This window comes from Streptomonospora wellingtoniae, assembly GCF_031845375.1.
GTDB classification, from domain to species: Bacteria; Actinomycetota; Actinomycetes; order Streptosporangiales; family Streptosporangiaceae; genus Streptomonospora; species Streptomonospora wellingtoniae.
On sequence record NZ_JAVREK010000003.1, the window covers coordinates 46,536 to 62,098 of the forward strand.

Sequence of the window (15,563 nt, forward strand, 5' to 3'; positions counted from 1 at the left end):
CCGGCCGACTCGCGGTCACCTTCGGCCGGGCGCACCGTCCGCCGCCGTGCGGCGACGGCCGACCCGTGGACAGGGCTCCTCCTCCGGCGCAGCGGTCCGTGCGCCGCTACTCGGCGTCGAAGACCGGCTCGCGGTCGCGGCTGCGCTTCAGCTCGAAGAAGCCGTCGGTGCCGGCGACCATCCGCACGCCGTCCCACAGCCGCGCGGCGGCCTCGCCCTTCGGCGCGGGGGTGACCACGGGGCCGAAGAAGGAGACGCCCTCCACCGAGATCACCGGGGTGCCGACCTCATAGCCCACGCGCTCCATGCCGTCGTGGTGGGAGCGGCGCAGCTCCTCGTCGTACTCGGCGGAGTCGGCGGCCGCGACCAGCTCTTCGGGCAGCCCGGCCTCGGCCAGGGCGGCACGGTAGGTCTCGGTCGTGCGCGGTTCCTTGCGGAGGTGGAACCGGGTGCCGAGGGCCGTGTAGAGCGGGCCCAGGACCTCGTCGCCGAACCGCTGCTCGGCGGCGATGGCGATGCGGACCGGCCCCCAGCCGTCCCGGAGCAGCCGTGCGTAGCCCTCGGAGACGTCGCGGCCCTCGTTGAGCACGCTCAGACTCATCACGTGCCAGCGCGCCTTCACCGGACGCATTCTCTCGACCTCCAGCAGCCAGCGCGAGGCCAGCCACGCCCACGGGCACACGGGGTCGAACCAGAAATCGGCGGTGACGGTCTCGCCGCTCGCCTGCTCTTCACTTCCACTCACCGGAAATCTCCTCGCCGCCTGGTCGTACACGATCGCCGCGGCGCCTGCACGCTGCCGGCCGCACAACCGTCGCGCGGCCGCGAGCGAGCCCGCCGCCAATCGGCTGCAACCTCGGCGACCGGTTCCGCATTCCACCGCTGCCCGTGGCAGGATCGGACCCGGCAAGCATTGCACCCCTCGGTTCCGGCGCGACCGCACGAGACAGCGATGCCGCAACGGGGAACAAGCGATTCCGGCCGGCGACGACGGCGGCCTGAAGGGAGCGGATGTGGCGGGCAATCTGACACGCGAGGAGGCACGGGAGCGGGCTCGCGTGCTCACCGTCTCCTCCTACACCGTCGAGCTCGACCTCACCGGCAGCGACCAGACGTTCGAGTCACGCACGGTGGTCGGATTCGACTGCTCCGAGCCGGGTGCCGAGACCTTCATCGACCTGACCGCACCCAGCGTGTCCTCCGTCGTGCTCAACGGCGAGGCGCTGGACCCGGCGGAGGTGTTCGACGGTGGGCGCATCAGGCTGCGCGGCCTGCGGGAGACCAACGAGCTGCGGGTGCTGGCCGAGGCGGCCTTCATGCGCACCGGCGAGGGCCTGCACCGCTTCGTCGACCCCGTCGACGGCCGCACCTACCTCTACACCCAGTTCGAGACGGCCGACGCACAGCGCATGTACGCCTGCTTCGACCAGCCCGACCTCAAGGCCGCATTCGAGCTGACGGTCTTCGCCCCGGCCGACTTCGAGGTGGTCTCCAACAGCGCCCCCGACGTCGCGGGCGAGGCGGTCGAGGACCCGGCCGGCCCCAAGTCGCGGTGGCACTTCCCCGCCACGGACCCGGTCTCGACCTACATCACCGCGCTGATCGCCGGCCCTTACCACGTGGTACGCGACGAGCACGACGGCATTCCGCTGGGCGTCTACTGCCGGGCCTCACTGGCCGAGTACCTCGATGCCGACGCGATCCTCGAGGTGACCAAGCAGGGCTTCGACTTCTACCACGGGCTGTTCGGGCTGCGTTACCCCTTCGGCAAGTACGACCAGCTGTTCGTGCCCGAGTTCAACGCCGGGGCGATGGAGAACGCCGGGGCCGTGACCTTCCTGGAGGACTACGTCTTCCGCTCGCGGGTGACCGACGCCCGGTACGAGCGCCGCGCCGAGACCATCCTGCACGAGATGGCCCACATGTGGTTCGGCGACCTGGTCACCATGCGCTGGTGGGACGACCTGTGGCTGAACGAGTCGTTCGCGACCTTCGCCAGCGTCTACTGCCAGGTCAACGCCACGAAGTGGCCCGAGGCCTGGACCACCTTCGCCAACGTGGAGAAGGCGTGGGCGCTGCACCAGGACCAGCTGCCCTCGACCCACCCCATCGCCGCCGACATCGCCGACATGCAGGCAGTCGAGGTCAACTTCGACGGCATCACCTACGCCAAGGGCGCCTCCGTGCTCAAGCAGCTGGTGGCCTATGTCGGCGAGGACGCCTTCTTCGCCGGGGTGCGCGCCTACTTCGCCGAGCACGCCTGGGGCAACACCGTACTGGCGGACCTGCTGCGCCACCTGGAGCGGGCCTCCGGACGCGACCTGTCGACCTGGTCGCGCGAGTGGCTGGAGACCGCCGGGGTCAACACCATGCGCGCGGAGTTCGAGGTCGGGCCGGACGGCGCGTTCACCTCGTTCGCGGTGCGCCAGGAGGCCGCGGAGGAGCACCCCACGCTGCGCTCCCACCGGCTGGCGATCGGCCTCTACGACCGCACCGGCAAGGGCATCGTCCGCCGCGAGCGCGTCGAACTGGACGTGGCCGGCGAGCGCACGGAGGTGCCTGAACTGGTCGGAAAGACCCGTCCCGACCTGGTGCTGGTCAACGACGACGACCTCACCTTCACCAAGATCCGGTTGGACGAGCGCTCGCTGCGCACCGTGGTCGAGGGCGCCGGCGAGATCGCCGAGTCGCTGCCGCGTGCGCTGTCGTTCTCCGCGGCCTGGGACATGACCCGCGACGCCGAGATGGCCGCCCGCGACTATGTGCGGCTGGTCGTCTCTGGCATCAGCGGTGTCAGCGACGTGATGGTGGTGCAGTCGCTGCTGCGCCAGGCCGTCGCGGCGCTGCACAACTACACCGACCCGGCCTGGCGCGAGCGCGGGTTCGACCTGCTCGCCGGCCGCCTGCGCGACCTGCTCACGTCGGCCGAGCCGGGCGGCGACCTGCAGCTGGCCTACGCCAACGGATTCGCCGAGGCCGCCGTCGGCGGCGAGCACCTCTCGCTGCTGCAGGGACTGCTGGACGGGGCGATCACCGTCGACGGCCTGACCATCGACACCGACCTGCGCTGGACGCTGCTGCGCCGGCTGGTCGCCGCCGGGCGGGCCGGCGAGAAGGAGATCGCCGCCGAACTCGACCTGGACCCGACCGCCACCGGCGAGCGCCAGGCGGCCGGCTGCCGCGCTGCGATCCCCTCGCCCGAAGCCAAGGCCCGGGCCTGGGACCGGATCCGCTCGGGCGAGATGGCCAACGCCGAGTTCCGCGCCACGCTCTCCGGGTTCAACGAGCACTCTCAGCGCGAGTTGTACCGGCCCTACGTCGATCGCTACTTCGACCTGCTGGAGCAGGCCTGGCGCGAGTGGACGGGGGAGTTCGCCCAGACGTTCGCGGAGATGGCCTACCCCCGCCACCTGGTCGAGGAGGAGACCCTCCGGCGCACGGAGGACTACATCGAGAAGCGGCAGCCCGCTCCGGCGCTGCGCCGCCTGCTCGTCGAGGGCGCAGCGGGCGTGCGCCGGGCGCTGGACGCCCAGCGCTGCGACGCCCGGGCCGCCGACTAGCCAGACCCGTTGATCTTGTAGCCATCGTGAAGGAATGCGATTTCCATTTGCGATGGCTACAAGATCGACGTGATGTGCCGGTTGCCGCCGCGTGGCCGCTCGGCCCGGCTCAGGACTCCAGGAACGACGGTTCGATCAAGGGGCGCAGCGTCCGGCGGGCCTGCTCGGCCAGGCGCGGGTCGGCAATCAGCTCGTCGAGCAGGACCGGCTCCCCCTCGGCCGTGGTCAGCGGGATGCGCCAGTTGGGGTAGGCGTCGCTGGTCCCCGGCTGGTTCTGCATCCGCCGGTCGCCCACCACGTCGGCCAGCGAGATCCCGATCATGTGGGCCGGGGTTCGCACGAGGTAGGCGTGCAGTGCCGAGACGACCGAGACGGGCTCGGAGAGCAGGTCGACGTCGGGCTCCAGCAGGCCGAGTTCCACCAGGCGGTCGCGCCAGGCCGCGACCTGCGCCTCGGCCTCGGCGCGTTCGGCGGCAGCCGAGCGGCCGAGCAGCCCCAGATGGTCCCGGAGCTCCACGTGCTCGGCCGAGAGGTAGGAGGCCACCGGCGGCAGGTCGTGGGTCGCCACGGTGGCCAGGCAGTCGGTGCGCCACTCCTCGGGGCGGCGGGGGCTGCCGTCGTCCCGGCGCTCGAACCACAGCACCGACGTCCCCAGAACGTTGCGTTCGCCGAGGTGATCGCGCACCCACGGCTCGACCGTGCCCAGGTCCTCGCCCACCACGGTGGCGCCGAACTCGTGTGCGGCCAGCAGGAGACTGCCGACCATGCCCTCGTGGTCGTAGCGCACGTAGGTGCCCTGGTCGGGCGTGGCCCCCTCGGGCACCCACCACAGCCGGAACAGGCCCATCACGTGGTCCATGCGCAACCCGCCGGCGTGCCGCAGCCCCTGGCAGAGCACCTGTCGGAAGGGCGCGTAGGCCCGCTCGGCCAGGCGGACCGGATGCCACGGCGGCTGGCCCCAGTCCTGGCCGTACTGGTTGAACTCGTCGGGGGGCGCGCCCACGCTGACGCCGGGCGCCAGGGAGTCGGCGTACATCCACGCGTCGGCTCCGCCGGGCTGCACCCCCACCGCCACGTCGTGCACGATGCCCACGGCCATCCCGGCGGCGCGCGCCCCGGCCTGTGCGGCGGCGAGCTGGTCGTCGAGGATCCACTGCAACCAGCGGTGGAACTCCACACCGGGCCAGCGGCGCAGCGCTTCGGCGCCGACCTCGTGGCTGGAGACGTCGCGCAGCTCCACCGGCCAGGAGCGGTAGTCGCGGCCGTGCTCCTCGGCCAAGGCGCACCAGGTGGCGTACTCGACGAGGGCGGCGCCCTCGCGGGACAGGAAGGCCTGGTAGGCGGCTTCGCGGGCGGGTGCGCGCGGCACCTGGAACAGCATGCCCAACGCGGCGCGCTTGGCGTCCCAGACGGCGTCGCGGTCGAGGAGGTCGGCGGTGCGGGCGTGCTCCCGCAGTGGCCGCGCCAACCGCTGGATGGACTCGCGCTGGGCGGGCTCCAGGGCCGCGTACTCAGGGATGTCCTCGATGCGTATGTTCAGCGGGCCGCCGTAGCGGCGGCTGACCGGGAAGTAGGGCGAGGGCTCGATGGGGCTGACGGGCTCGGTCGCGTGCAGCGGGTTGACCAGGGTGAAGTCGGCTCCCAGGTCGCGCGCGCTCCAGTCGGCGAGCTCGGCGAGGTCGCGCAGGTCGCCCATGCCCCAGGAGGCGCGCGAGCGCAGCGAGTAGAGCTGGGCCATCATGCCCCATACCCGCCGCTCCCCGGGGCGGGGGTCGAGCCGGTCCGGCACCACCAGCAGCGGGGCCTGCTGGCGCACCGCCCCGTTCTCGACGTGCAGGGTGTGCCTGCCCAGCGGCAGGCTCGGGCCGGGTTCGCTCCAGCCGCCGCCGGCCTTCTCCACCCAGCAGCGCGACTGGTCGGGCAGCGGCAGCTGCGGAGGTCGGCCCACCCGGGCGACCACACACGGGGGCAGCAGCCGTGTGGCCTGGCGTGCCCAGTGCTCCTCCAGGGCGGTGCGGGGCGAGGAGGCGTCCACGCCCATCGAGCCCAGCACATGGCGCAGCGTGTCGACCGGGACGTGCACACGGCCGCCGCGCCAGTCCTCGTAGGTCGTAGCCACGCCGTATTCTTCGGCCAGCCGGGCCAGCTCCGCATCGCTCACAGACAACGATAATGCCGCACCACGCGGATTCGTGGCGGCTGCGCCATGCCCGCTCCGCTTTCCCAGCAGGCGAATGTGAGGTTTGCCTGGAAAGCGCGTTAAATTCCTATTGCCACTTCTTCAGCTACATTCTCCCGATACGATGCCGACGATGTTCTCCACCTACCGCCGACTCTTCGCGGTCCCCCATGTGCCGGCTCTGCTGTTCTGGTCGCTGTGCGCGCGGCTCCAGCTGGGCGGCCTGCCGATCGCGGTGACGTTCCTGGTGGCAGGCTGGACGGGCTCCTACGGCCTGGCGGGGCTGGTCTCGGGCGGGCTGACGGTGGGAACGGCGGTGGCGGGCCCCCTGCGCGGACGGCTCGCCGACCGCCGCTCCAAAGCGCGGCTGATGATCACCTCGGCGGCGGTCTACGGCGCCGGGCTGGCCGCCCTGGCGCTGCTGCCCGCCGAGCTGTGGTGGGCCTCGGTGCCGCTGGCGCTGGCCACCGGGCTGTTCCAGCCCCCGGCGACCCAGATCGCACGCTCGATCTGGCCGCGCATCACCTCCGGCCCGACCCGCCAGACCATGTTCGCCGCCGAGGCCACGCTGCAGGAACTGCTGTTCATCGCCGGGCCGCTGCTGGCCGCGGTTACCGTGGCCTGGGGCGGCGGCCGCCTGGGGGTCGCGGTGATGGCGGTGCTGCCGTGCCTCGGCGCCGCCGGCTTCGCGTGGAGCCTGCGGCGCGCGGGGCTGTCGAAGCCCCTCCCCGCCGTACCCGCCGGAGCGGACGCCGACCCGGCGCACGGCGCGGCGCGCTCGCTGCTGCTGCGCCCGCGCATCGCGCTCATCCTGGGCATGACGGCGCTGCTCGCGGTCGGCCTGGGCGCGGTAGACCTGACCATGGTGGCCTGGGCGCGCGAAATGGGGTCTCCGGGCTACGCCGGGGCGCTGATGGCGGTCTACGCAGCGGGGTCGGGCGTGGGCGGGCTACTCTCGGGCGCCTTCACCGGGCCGCCCAGGTTGGCGAGGCGTGCGCTGGGCACGGCGGCGGGCGCGGCCCTGCTCGTCCCGCTGCTGCCGCCGCTGCTGCACCTGCCCTCGCCGTGGCTGCTGACGCCGGTGCTGTTCGCGGGCGGCCTGGCCATCGCGCCGACCCTCGCCGCGGTGACCGAGCGCCTGGGCGACGCCGCGCCCGCGAGCCGCAGGGGCGAGGTCTACGGCTGGCTCACCTCCGGGATCACCGCGGGGATCTCCCTCGCGGCGCCGATGAGCGGCTGGCTCATCGACGCGGGCGGGATCGCCGCCGGCGCCGCGGGCGCGGCGACCGCGGCGGGCCTGGCGGCGCTGGCCTCACTGGGCCTGCGCTCGACCGCGACCGGTCCAGGGGCCGTCACGCGTTCCACACCGGCGGCCGGCGGTCCGCCCACGGACGCACCGCCTCCAACTGGGCCGCAAGCGACAGCAGAGTAGGCTCGCCGCCCGGCCGCCCGGTGAGGGCGACGCCCACCGGCAGCCCCTGCGCGGTCCAGTGCAGGGGGACGCTCACGGACGGCTGGCCGGTGATGTTGGCCGGCGAGGTGAACGGCGCATACTCCGTCATCAGGCGCATCTCCTCGGCAGGGTCGTCGCCGAAGTGGCCCACCTCGACCGGGGGCGCGGCCGTGACCGGGCTGAGCACGGCGTCGTAGGGCAGCACCCGCGGCAGGAGCGCGCGCACGCCGTTCTGCAGCCGGGCGACAGCGCCCATGTAGTCGGCGATCGAGGACCGGGCCGCGCGCTCGCGCAGATGGCGCGTGAGCGGGCGCAGCCGGTGCTCCTCGGCCGGGTCGATCCGCTCAGCGGCCGCCATCGCCGCCCAGACGAGCGCGAAGTCTTCCAGCAGGGCCGCGTCGGCGGGCGGGTCGATCTCCTCGACGTCGTGTCCGAGGCCGGCCAGGAGTTTGGCGGTCTCCTCGCAGGCGGTCTGGACCTCGGGGTCGACGGGCGCGCCGGGCACCGGGGAGGAGCGGTAGCCGGCGATGCGCAGCCGGCCGGGCTCGCGCAGCGCGTGGCCGAGGAAGGTCTCCCCCGCCCCCAGCGGCGGTGCGGTGAAGTAGTCGCCGGGACGGTTGACCGAGATGATGTCGAGCACCAGGGCGGCGTCGGCGACCGTGCGGGCGATCGGCCCGGCGGTGGCGAGCCCGATGAAGTCCGGCCTGACCGGGCCCTGGGTCACCCGTCCGCGGGTGGGCTTGATCCCGAACACGCCGCAGGCGGCGGCGGGGATGCGGATGGAACCGCCGCCGTCGCCGGCGTGGGCGGCCGGGGCGAGCCCCGCGGCCACGGCGGCGGCCGCGCCGCCGCTCGACCCTCCGGCCGAGCGGGAGAGGTCCCACGGCGTGCGTGCGGCCGGAACGAGGTCGTTCTCGGTGTAGCAGGCGCAGCCGAACTCCGGGGTGCTGGTCTTGCCGGTGAACACGGCGCCGGCCGCGCGCAGCTCGGCGACCACGTCGGAGTCGGTGTCGGCCACGCGATCGGCGTAGACGGCCGAGCCCGAGGTGTGCGGCAGTCCCGCCACGGCGTCCAGGTCCTTGATCGGAATCGGCACGCCCAGCAGCGGAGGGGGTTCGCCCGGCGTGTCGGAGAGCGCCTCCTCCTCGGCCTTTCGGGCCTGATCTCGCGCGGATTCACCCGTAACCGCAATGAACGCCCCGAGTTGCCCGTCGAGGCGGTCGATGCGTGTGAGGTAGTGCTCCGCAATCTCCACCGGGGAGAGCTCGCGGCGGCGGACTGCCTCGGCCTGCTGGATCGCCGTAAGCTCGTGGATCTCGGCCATGGGATCAGAGCGTAGTCCGCACCATGCGGTGTTAGAACCGCTCGGCCAGGGGATGCTGTCGACGGTGCCTCTCTAGAGAAGCAGGGGGAAGGACTGTCTTTCCCCGGAGCAACCCTGCGCACACGTGAGAATGCACCAGAGGACGGGAAAGTAAAGTGTGAGATTCGATGTACTAGGACTCGCATATGGATCGAACTACTCTTTCCAGCGTGGATTCGGCAACCCCAGTCAACGGCGCCGCGCAGCAGAGCCGCTCCGGTTCGCCCTTCAGTAGTTCCCGCGATACGAGTTCCCGGGGCACCGGCACGTCTCAGACCACGGCCCGCAAGACCTACGGTGCGCTGACCTCGGCATCGGGTCGGCGCTGGCTGGTGCGGGGCGGTGCCGCGACAGCCGTCGGCGCGGCCGGCGGCTTCCTCACCCAGGACTGGCGGATCGGCGCCACGTTCGCCGCGGCCGCGCTCGTCGCCCTCATCGTCCATTCCTCCCGGCGCTACTCCGAGGTCCCGCGCTGGCGCAGGGCCTCCGCCGCTCAACGCCGCACCGAAGCACAGTTGCGGGTGATGAAGCGCCTGGGCTACCGCGTGCTGCACGCCCGCGGCATCCCCGGCGGCAACGGCCAGATCGACCACTTCATCGTGGGCCGGCGCGGCGCGTTCGCCATCGACTCCGAGGCCTGGGACAAGCGCCTGCCGCTGCGCAACAAGCTGGAGAAGCTCTACCACGGGAAGTTCTCCAAGAACGAGCGCATCGACGAGGCGCTGGAGGAGGCCCGCACCGCCGAGCGCCTCATCGCCGAGCGCCTCGGCCGCGACATCCGGGTGCGGCCCTCCCTGGCGATCTACGGCCCCACCCTGCCTTGGGACAGCCACAACCTGCGCGGCGTCGACGTCATCGCCGGCACGAAGGTCCGCAAGTGGCTGCGCGGCGGCAACGACCGCCTGACCGACAAAGAGATCGAGCAGATCGCCGACGCCGCCGAGAACGTGCTGCCGGCCCGCTATTGAGCCGCCGGCGCCTCCATGGGCCGGCCCTCCCATCGACCCGCACCGACACCTCCCGAACGCGCCGGACCGCCGAGGTCCGGCGCGTTCCTGCGTCTGCGAACCGTGCTCCCCAACGCACTCCCTCGACTCGTCTCACCATACGGACACCCGATCTTTGGCACCGAGACGTTTCCGGTCCTCGGCGGGGCTACCATCGGAGGGGAACACATGTCGTCAACGCCCCTGGCGTCGATGGGAGCACCCCATGCCCGCGCTGCGCTCACGCACCGTCACCCACGGCAGGAACATGGCAGGCGCGCGCGCCCTCATGCGCGCGTCCGGCGTGGAACGCGAGGACTTCGGCAAGCCGATCGTCGCGATTGCCAACAGCTTCACGCAGTTCGTTCCCGGCCACGTCCACCTCCGCGAGGTCGCCGACGTCGTAGCCGGATCCGTGCGCGAGGCCGGCGGGGTTCCCCGGGAGTTCAACACCATCGCCGTCGACGACGGCATCGCCATGGGCCACAGCGGCATGCTCTACTCGCTGCCCAGCCGCGAGGTGATCGCCGATGCCGTGGAGTACATGGTCAACGCCCACTGCGCCGACGCGCTGGTGTGCGTGTCCAACTGCGACAAGATCACGCCGGGCATGCTGCTGGCGGCGATGCGGCTGAACGTCCCCACCGTGTTCGTCTCGGGCGGGCCGATGGAGGCCGGCAAGGCGACGGTGGTCAACGGCACCGCCGTCACCGAGCGCAAGCTGGACCTGATCGACGCGATGGTCGCCTCGGCCGACGAGAGCGTCTCCCAGTCCCAGCTCGACGAGATGGAGGAGGCCGCCTGCCCCACCTGCGGCTCCTGCTCGGGCATGTTCACCGCCAACTCGATGAACTGCCTGACAGAGGCCATGGGACTGGCGCTGCCGGGCAACGGCACGGTGCTGGCCACGCACGTCGACCGCAAGCGGCTCTACGAGGGCGCCGGGCGCAAGGTCGTCGACGTCGCCCGCCGCTACTACCAGGAGGACGACTCCTCGGTGCTGCCGCTGTCCATCGCCTCGCCGGCGGCGTTCGCCAACGCGATGGCGCTGGACATCGCCATGGGCGGCTCCACCAACACCATCCTGCACCTGCTGGCCGCGGCCACCGAGGCGGGCGTGAAGTTCGGCCTGCCCGACATCGACGAACTCTCGCGCCGAGTGCCCTGCCTGTGCAAGGTCGCGCCGAACACCGACAAGTACCACATCGAGGACGTGCACCGAGCGGGCGGAATCCCCGCCATCATGGGCGAACTGGCCCGCGGCGGACTGGTGGACACCTCGGTGCCGACCGTGCACGGCGCCACCCTCGGCGAGTACCTGGCCCACTGGGACATCACGCTCGACACCTGCGACGAGGACGCCCGGGACCTGTTCCACGCGGCGCCCGGCGGCAAGCGCACCACCAAGGCCTACTCCCAGGACACCCGGTGGGAGACCCTCGACACCGACCGCGCGGAGGGCTGCATCCGCGACGTCCCTCACGCCTACAGCACCGACGGCGGGCTGTGCGTCCTCTACGGCAACCTCGCGCCCGACGGCGCCATCGTCAAGACGGCGGGCGTCGAGGAGGAGCTCTACACCTTCACCGGCCCCGCGAAGGTGTTCGAGAGCCAGGAGGACGCCGTCGACGGCATCCTGAACAAGCAGATCGCGCCCGGCGACGTCGTCGTCATCCGCTACGAGGGCCCCAAGGGCGGCCCCGGAATGCAGGAGATGCTCTACCCGACGAGCTTCTTGAAGGGCCGCGGCCTGGGCAAGGCCTGCGCGCTGGTCACCGACGGCCGGTTCTCCGGAGGGACCTCGGGCCTGTCCATCGGCCATGCCTCTCCCGAGGCCGCCCAAGGCGGCGACATCGCCCTGGTGCGCGACGGCGACACCGTGGTCATCGACATCCCCAACCGCTCGATGCGGCTGGATGTGGGGGGCGCGGAGCTGGACTCCCGGCGCGCCGAGCTGCTCGCCGAGCTGGGCACGTACCGGCCCCGGGACCGGGAGCGCCCGGTCACCCAGGCGCTGCGCGCCTACGCCGCGATGGCCACCTCGGCCTCCACCGGCGCGGCGCGCGACGTCGCCCAGATCGAGGGCTAACCCCCGCAGCACCCGCCGCCGCAGCATCCGCCCGCGGCGGCGGGCGCCTGGGCGACACCGCCGACGGCGACGGTGGAAAGCAGCTTGACCGTGTCGTCGTGGCCGCGGGAGCACGCCGCGGGCTCGGTAGACTCCGCCATGGGGCGGGAGCGCTCGAACGTCTCACCGCATTCGCGGCAGCGGAACTCATAGCGTGGCATGTGCACAAGAATAAGCGCCCGGCCGCGGGTGGGACCCTTCGGGCCCGCCGCCGGGCGCCGCACCGTGCGTCGCCGCCCGCGCCCGCCCGGCTCAGGAGCCCCGGGGCAGAGGCGGACCGGCGGGTCAGGCGGCCGCCCGCGCCATGTACGGCGCCCACTGCGGGTCGCCGTGGTTCTCCCCGTTGATGAGCCGCCAGTGCAGCCCGCGGGGGACGGTCGGGGTGACGTTCAGCTTCCAGCCGAGCTCGTCGAGCAGCCGGTCGGCCTTGCGGTGGTTGCACGGCTTGCAGGAGGCCACGACGTTCTCCCACACGTGGGCACCGCCCCGGCTTCGGGGGATCACGTGGTCGATGGTCTCGGCCCGCTTTCCGCAGTAGGCGCAGTGGTTGCCGTCGCGGCGCATCAGCGCCACCCGTGTCAGGGGCACGCGGCGCCGGTAGGGCACTCTGATGTAGCGTCGGAGCCGGATGACCGAGGGCACCGAGAGCGCGGTGGTGGCCGAGTGCAGGGCGGTGCCGCCGGCGTCGCCGTGCACCACCTCGGCCTTGTCCCGGAGCACGAGCAGGATCGCCCGCCGAAGCGGTACGGTGGTCAGCGGCTCGTAGCTGGCGTTGAGCAGCAGAACATGGCGATACATTGAGCCGCCCTCCGTACTGCGCGCGCCGCTCACGGCTTCTCCCCGGCCGCCGCTGCGAGCGGCCGTGTCTCATCCCCGGCAAGCCGATCGGCCAGCCAGGAGGCCTCCTTGTCGACCGGTCGGATGACCGGTGGTGTTCGCGTTGCCACACGGACCTCCCGTGGGTGGTTCCCGCCGAGTAACGTCCCGCATTCAGTGTGCTTGGTCGGACCGCTCCGCCGCCACCCCAATTATGTGTAGGCGGCGAAAACCACCGGGTAATCCATGGTCATGCCCGGACGTACGACTGTGTCCGAGGCGCGCCGCGCCGGGCGGATAGAGTTCTGGACATGCCTGAACCTCGCTATCCCGCCGCCGAGCGCACCGACTGCGTCGAGGTGCTGCACGGGCGCAGCGTCTCCGATCCCTACCGCTGGCTGGAGGACGCCCGCTCGCCGGAGGCGAAGGAGTGGAGCGACGCCCAGGACGCCCTGTACGCCGAGCGGGCCACGCGGTGGCAGGGGCGCGAGGAGTTCGCCGGCGACATCCGGGCGCTGCTGGGCGCGGGTTTCGTCGGCGCGCCGGCCTGGCGGGGCGACCGCTGCCTGTACATGCGGCGCACGGGCGGGCAGGAGCACGGGGTGCTGTACCTGGCCGAACCCGGTTCCGGCTCCGGCTCGGCCGCCGAGCGCCCGCTGATCGACCCGGTGGCGCTGGATCCGACCGGCGGCACCACGCTGGACTCCTGGCGGCCCGATCCCGAGGGGCGGCTGCTGGCTTACCAGCTCTCGGCGGGCGGCGACGAGGAGTCGCTGCTGCGGGTCATGGACGTCGGCACCGGCGAGGTCGTCGACGGGCCCATCGAACGGTGCCGCTACTCGCCGGTGGCGTGGCTGCCCGGCGGGGAGGCGTTCTACTACGTGCGCCGCCTCGCGCCCGCGCAGGTGCCCGAGGGCGACGAGCAGTACCACCGCCGCGTCTACCTGCACCGCGTCGGCACGCCCACCGAGCGGGACGTGCTGGTGTTCGGCGAGGGCCGCGACAAGACCGAGCACTACGGAGTCGAGGTCAGCCGGGACGGGCGCTGGCTGGTGCTGACAGCCGCCAAGGGGACGTCGGCGAGCAACGACGCCTGGATCGCCGACCTCGCCGAGGACGGCTGGGAGCGGCCGCGCTTCGTCACGGTACAGGAGGGCCACGACGCCGAGGCCCTTCCGTCGGTGGGCCGCGACGGGCGGATGTACGTGTTCACCGACCGAGGCGCGCCGCGCGGGCGGCTGTGCGTGGCCGACCCGCGCACCCCCGGCCCTGAGCACTGGCGCACGCTCGTGGCGGCCGACCCCGACGCCGTTCTAATGGATTTCGCGGTTCTGGACGGGCCGCAACCGGGCAGGGACGTGCTGCTGGTCTCGTGGCAGCGCCACGCCATAAGCGAGGTCAGCGTGCACGACCTTGAGACCGGCGGGCACCGCGGCGCGGTCGAGCTTCCGGGACTGGGATCGGTCGGCGGGTTCACGGCGCGCCCGGAAGGCGGGCACGAGGCGTGGTTCGGCTACACCGACACCACCTCGCCGGCGTCGGTCTACGTCTACGACGCGCGCATCGGGCGGCTGTCGCAGTGGGCGGCGGCCCCGGGTGCGCCCGAGGTGCCCGACGTCCGCACCGAGCAGGTGGCCTTCACCTCGCGCGACGGCACGGCGGTGCGCATGCTGGTGGTCTCCCCCGCCGACGGGGAGGGTCCCCGCCCGGCGATCCTCTACGGCTACGGCGGTTTCCGGATCGCGATGACGCCCGGCTACTCCGCGACCGCACTGAGCTGGGTGCGCGCGGGGGGCGTCTACGCGGTGGCCAACCTGCGCGGCGGGCTGGAAGAAGGCGAGGAGTGGCACCGCGCGGGCATGCTCGGCGCAAAGCAGAACGTCTTCGACGACTGCGCGGCGGCGGCCGAGCACCTGGTCGAGTCCGGGCGCACCACACCGGGTCAGCTCGCGGTGATGGGCGGAAGCAACGGCGGCCTGCTGGTCGGGGCGGCCGTCACGCAGCGGCCCGACCTGTTCGCCGCGGCGGTGTGCTCGGCCCCGCTGCTGGACATGGTGCGCTACGAGAACTTCGGGCTGGGCGAACTGTGGAACGTGGAGTACGGCAGCGCGGCCGATCCCGAGGCGCTCGGCTGGCTGCTGGACTACTCCCCCTACCATCGGGTGGCCCAGGGCACCGTGTACCCGGCCACCCTGTTCACCGTCTTCGACAACGACAGCCGGGTCGATCCCATGCACGCCCGGAAGATGTGCGCCGCCCTGCAGCACGCGACCGGCGCACCGCTGCGGGAGCGGCCCGTCCTGCTGCGCAGGGAGTCCGAAGTCGGGCACAGCAACCGGGCCGTCTCGCGCACGGTCGGCCTCAGCGCCGACCAGTTGGCCTTCCTCGCCCATTTCACGGGGCTGGTCAGCGCCGCAGCGTGAACGCAGCGGTGCGGGCCCGGCGGCCGTGCGGGACCCGGGGGCCGATAGCGTGGCAGGCGGGCACGGAGATGTTCGTGCCCGCCGAGTCGCGCCGTCGGGAGGGTGGACCGCAGTGGTGGAGGCCGTTACGCAGGCTGACGCGTCGAAGCCGGGCCGCGGGCAGCGCCCGCACGTGTTCCACGCGCAGGTGCGCTTCGCCGACCTGGATCCGCTGAACCATGTCAACAACGTGCGGATGCTGACCTACCTCGAGGACGCCCGCATCGCTTTCCTGCGGCCGGACTTCGGCACCGAGGGGGGCAGCCCGTTCGGCGGGCTGGTCGTGGCCCGCCACGAGATCGACTACCTCAGGCCGATCCTGCTTCGCAGCGAGCCGCTCCGCGTCGAGACACGGGTGACCGAGGTCCGCAACGCCAGCTTCCGGCTGGCCTATCAGATCTGCGACGACGACCACGTCTACGCCCGCGCGGTCTCGGTCCTCGTCGGCTACGACGTGCAGGGCCAGGCCATCCGCCGCCTCGACCAGGCCGAGCGCGACTACCTCGACGGCTTCCTGCTGACCGAGGCCGAGTTCTAGGCCCGCCTTCCACCGCGCCGGGCGGTGCCCGGCGCCCTGGCATGCCCGGACTCCGGTCCGGCGGCCGCCGCGGCGGGC

11 protein-coding genes are annotated in these 15,563 nt (G+C 72.5%); 6 read left to right on the top strand and 5 right to left on the bottom strand.

Annotated elements, in window-relative coordinates:
• Nucleotides 1–106: 106 nt before the first annotated feature.
• The gene (locus RM446_RS03775; protein ID WP_311543669.1) at nt 107–745 is read right to left on the bottom strand and encodes a mycothiol-dependent nitroreductase Rv2466c family protein; all 639 of its coding nucleotides are present in this window, start codon (nt 743–745) and stop codon (nt 107–109) included.
• A gap of 268 nt (nt 746–1,013) precedes the next feature.
• On the opposite strand from RM446_RS03775, the gene pepN reads away from it, so the two are divergent.
• Nucleotides 1,014–3,560, top strand: a complete 2,547-nt coding sequence (gene pepN / locus RM446_RS03780) for an aminopeptidase N (RefSeq protein ID WP_311543670.1) — start codon at nt 1,014–1,016, stop codon at nt 3,558–3,560.
• Nucleotides 3,561–3,669: 109 nt separating this feature from the next.
• On the opposite strand, the gene malQ is transcribed toward pepN, so the two are convergent.
• Nucleotides 3,670–5,721 carry a 4-alpha-glucanotransferase gene (gene malQ, locus RM446_RS03785; protein WP_311543671.1) on the bottom strand — a complete coding sequence of 684 codons (2,052 nt, stop codon included), beginning with the start codon at nt 5,719–5,721 and terminating at the stop codon, nt 3,670–3,672.
• A gap of 151 nt (nt 5,722–5,872) precedes the next feature.
• Here malQ and RM446_RS03790 point away from each other — a divergent pair, with 151 nt between their 5' ends.
• Complete coding sequence (locus RM446_RS03790) at nt 5,873–7,171, top strand: MFS transporter (RefSeq protein WP_311543672.1); 1,299 nt, start codon at nt 5,873–5,875, stop codon at nt 7,169–7,171.
• Here the strand turns inward: RM446_RS03790 and RM446_RS03795 are convergent.
• Nucleotides 7,092–8,516 carry an amidase gene (locus RM446_RS03795; RefSeq protein ID WP_311543673.1) on the bottom strand — a complete coding sequence of 475 codons (1,425 nt, stop codon included), beginning with the start codon at nt 8,514–8,516 and terminating at the stop codon, nt 7,092–7,094. The genes RM446_RS03790 and RM446_RS03795 overlap by 80 nt on opposite strands.
• 209 nt (nt 8,517–8,725) lie before the next feature.
• On the opposite strand from RM446_RS03795, the gene RM446_RS03800 reads away from it, so the two are divergent.
• Together RM446_RS03800 and ilvD are read left to right on the top strand one after the other, a co-directional pair.
• Nucleotides 8,726–9,523 (top strand): nuclease-related domain-containing protein, encoded by a 798-nt coding sequence (locus tag RM446_RS03800; RefSeq protein ID WP_311543674.1) that lies wholly within the window; start codon nt 8,726–8,728, stop codon nt 9,521–9,523.
• Between the two features lie 244 nt (nt 9,524–9,767).
• Nucleotides 9,768–11,630, top strand: a complete 1,863-nt coding sequence (gene ilvD, locus RM446_RS03805; protein ID WP_311543675.1) for a dihydroxy-acid dehydratase — start codon at nt 9,768–9,770, stop codon at nt 11,628–11,630.
• On the opposite strand, the gene RM446_RS03810 is transcribed toward ilvD, so the two are convergent.
• Nucleotides 11,627–11,830: an FmdB family zinc ribbon protein gene (locus RM446_RS03810; protein WP_311543676.1), complete on the bottom strand. Its 204-nt coding sequence runs from the start codon at nt 11,828–11,830 to the stop codon at nt 11,627–11,629. The two genes, ilvD and RM446_RS03810, sit on opposite strands and share 4 nt — an antisense overlap.
• A 124-nt stretch (nt 11,831–11,954) precedes the next feature.
• A complete protein-coding gene (locus RM446_RS03815) occupies nt 11,955–12,467 on the bottom strand; it encodes an HNH endonuclease (RefSeq protein ID WP_311543677.1) in 513 nt (170 codons plus the stop codon).
• 329 nt (nt 12,468–12,796) lie between these two features.
• Between RM446_RS03815 and RM446_RS03820 the strand changes: the two genes are divergently transcribed.
• A complete protein-coding gene (locus RM446_RS03820; RefSeq protein WP_311543678.1) occupies nt 12,797–14,908 on the top strand; it encodes a prolyl oligopeptidase family serine peptidase in 2,112 nt (703 codons plus the stop codon).
• 112 nt (nt 14,909–15,020) lie between these two features.
• A complete protein-coding gene (locus tag RM446_RS03825) occupies nt 15,021–15,485 on the top strand; it encodes an acyl-CoA thioesterase (RefSeq protein WP_311543679.1) in 465 nt (154 codons plus the stop codon).
• The last annotated feature ends 78 nt before the right edge of the window (nt 15,486–15,563 follow it).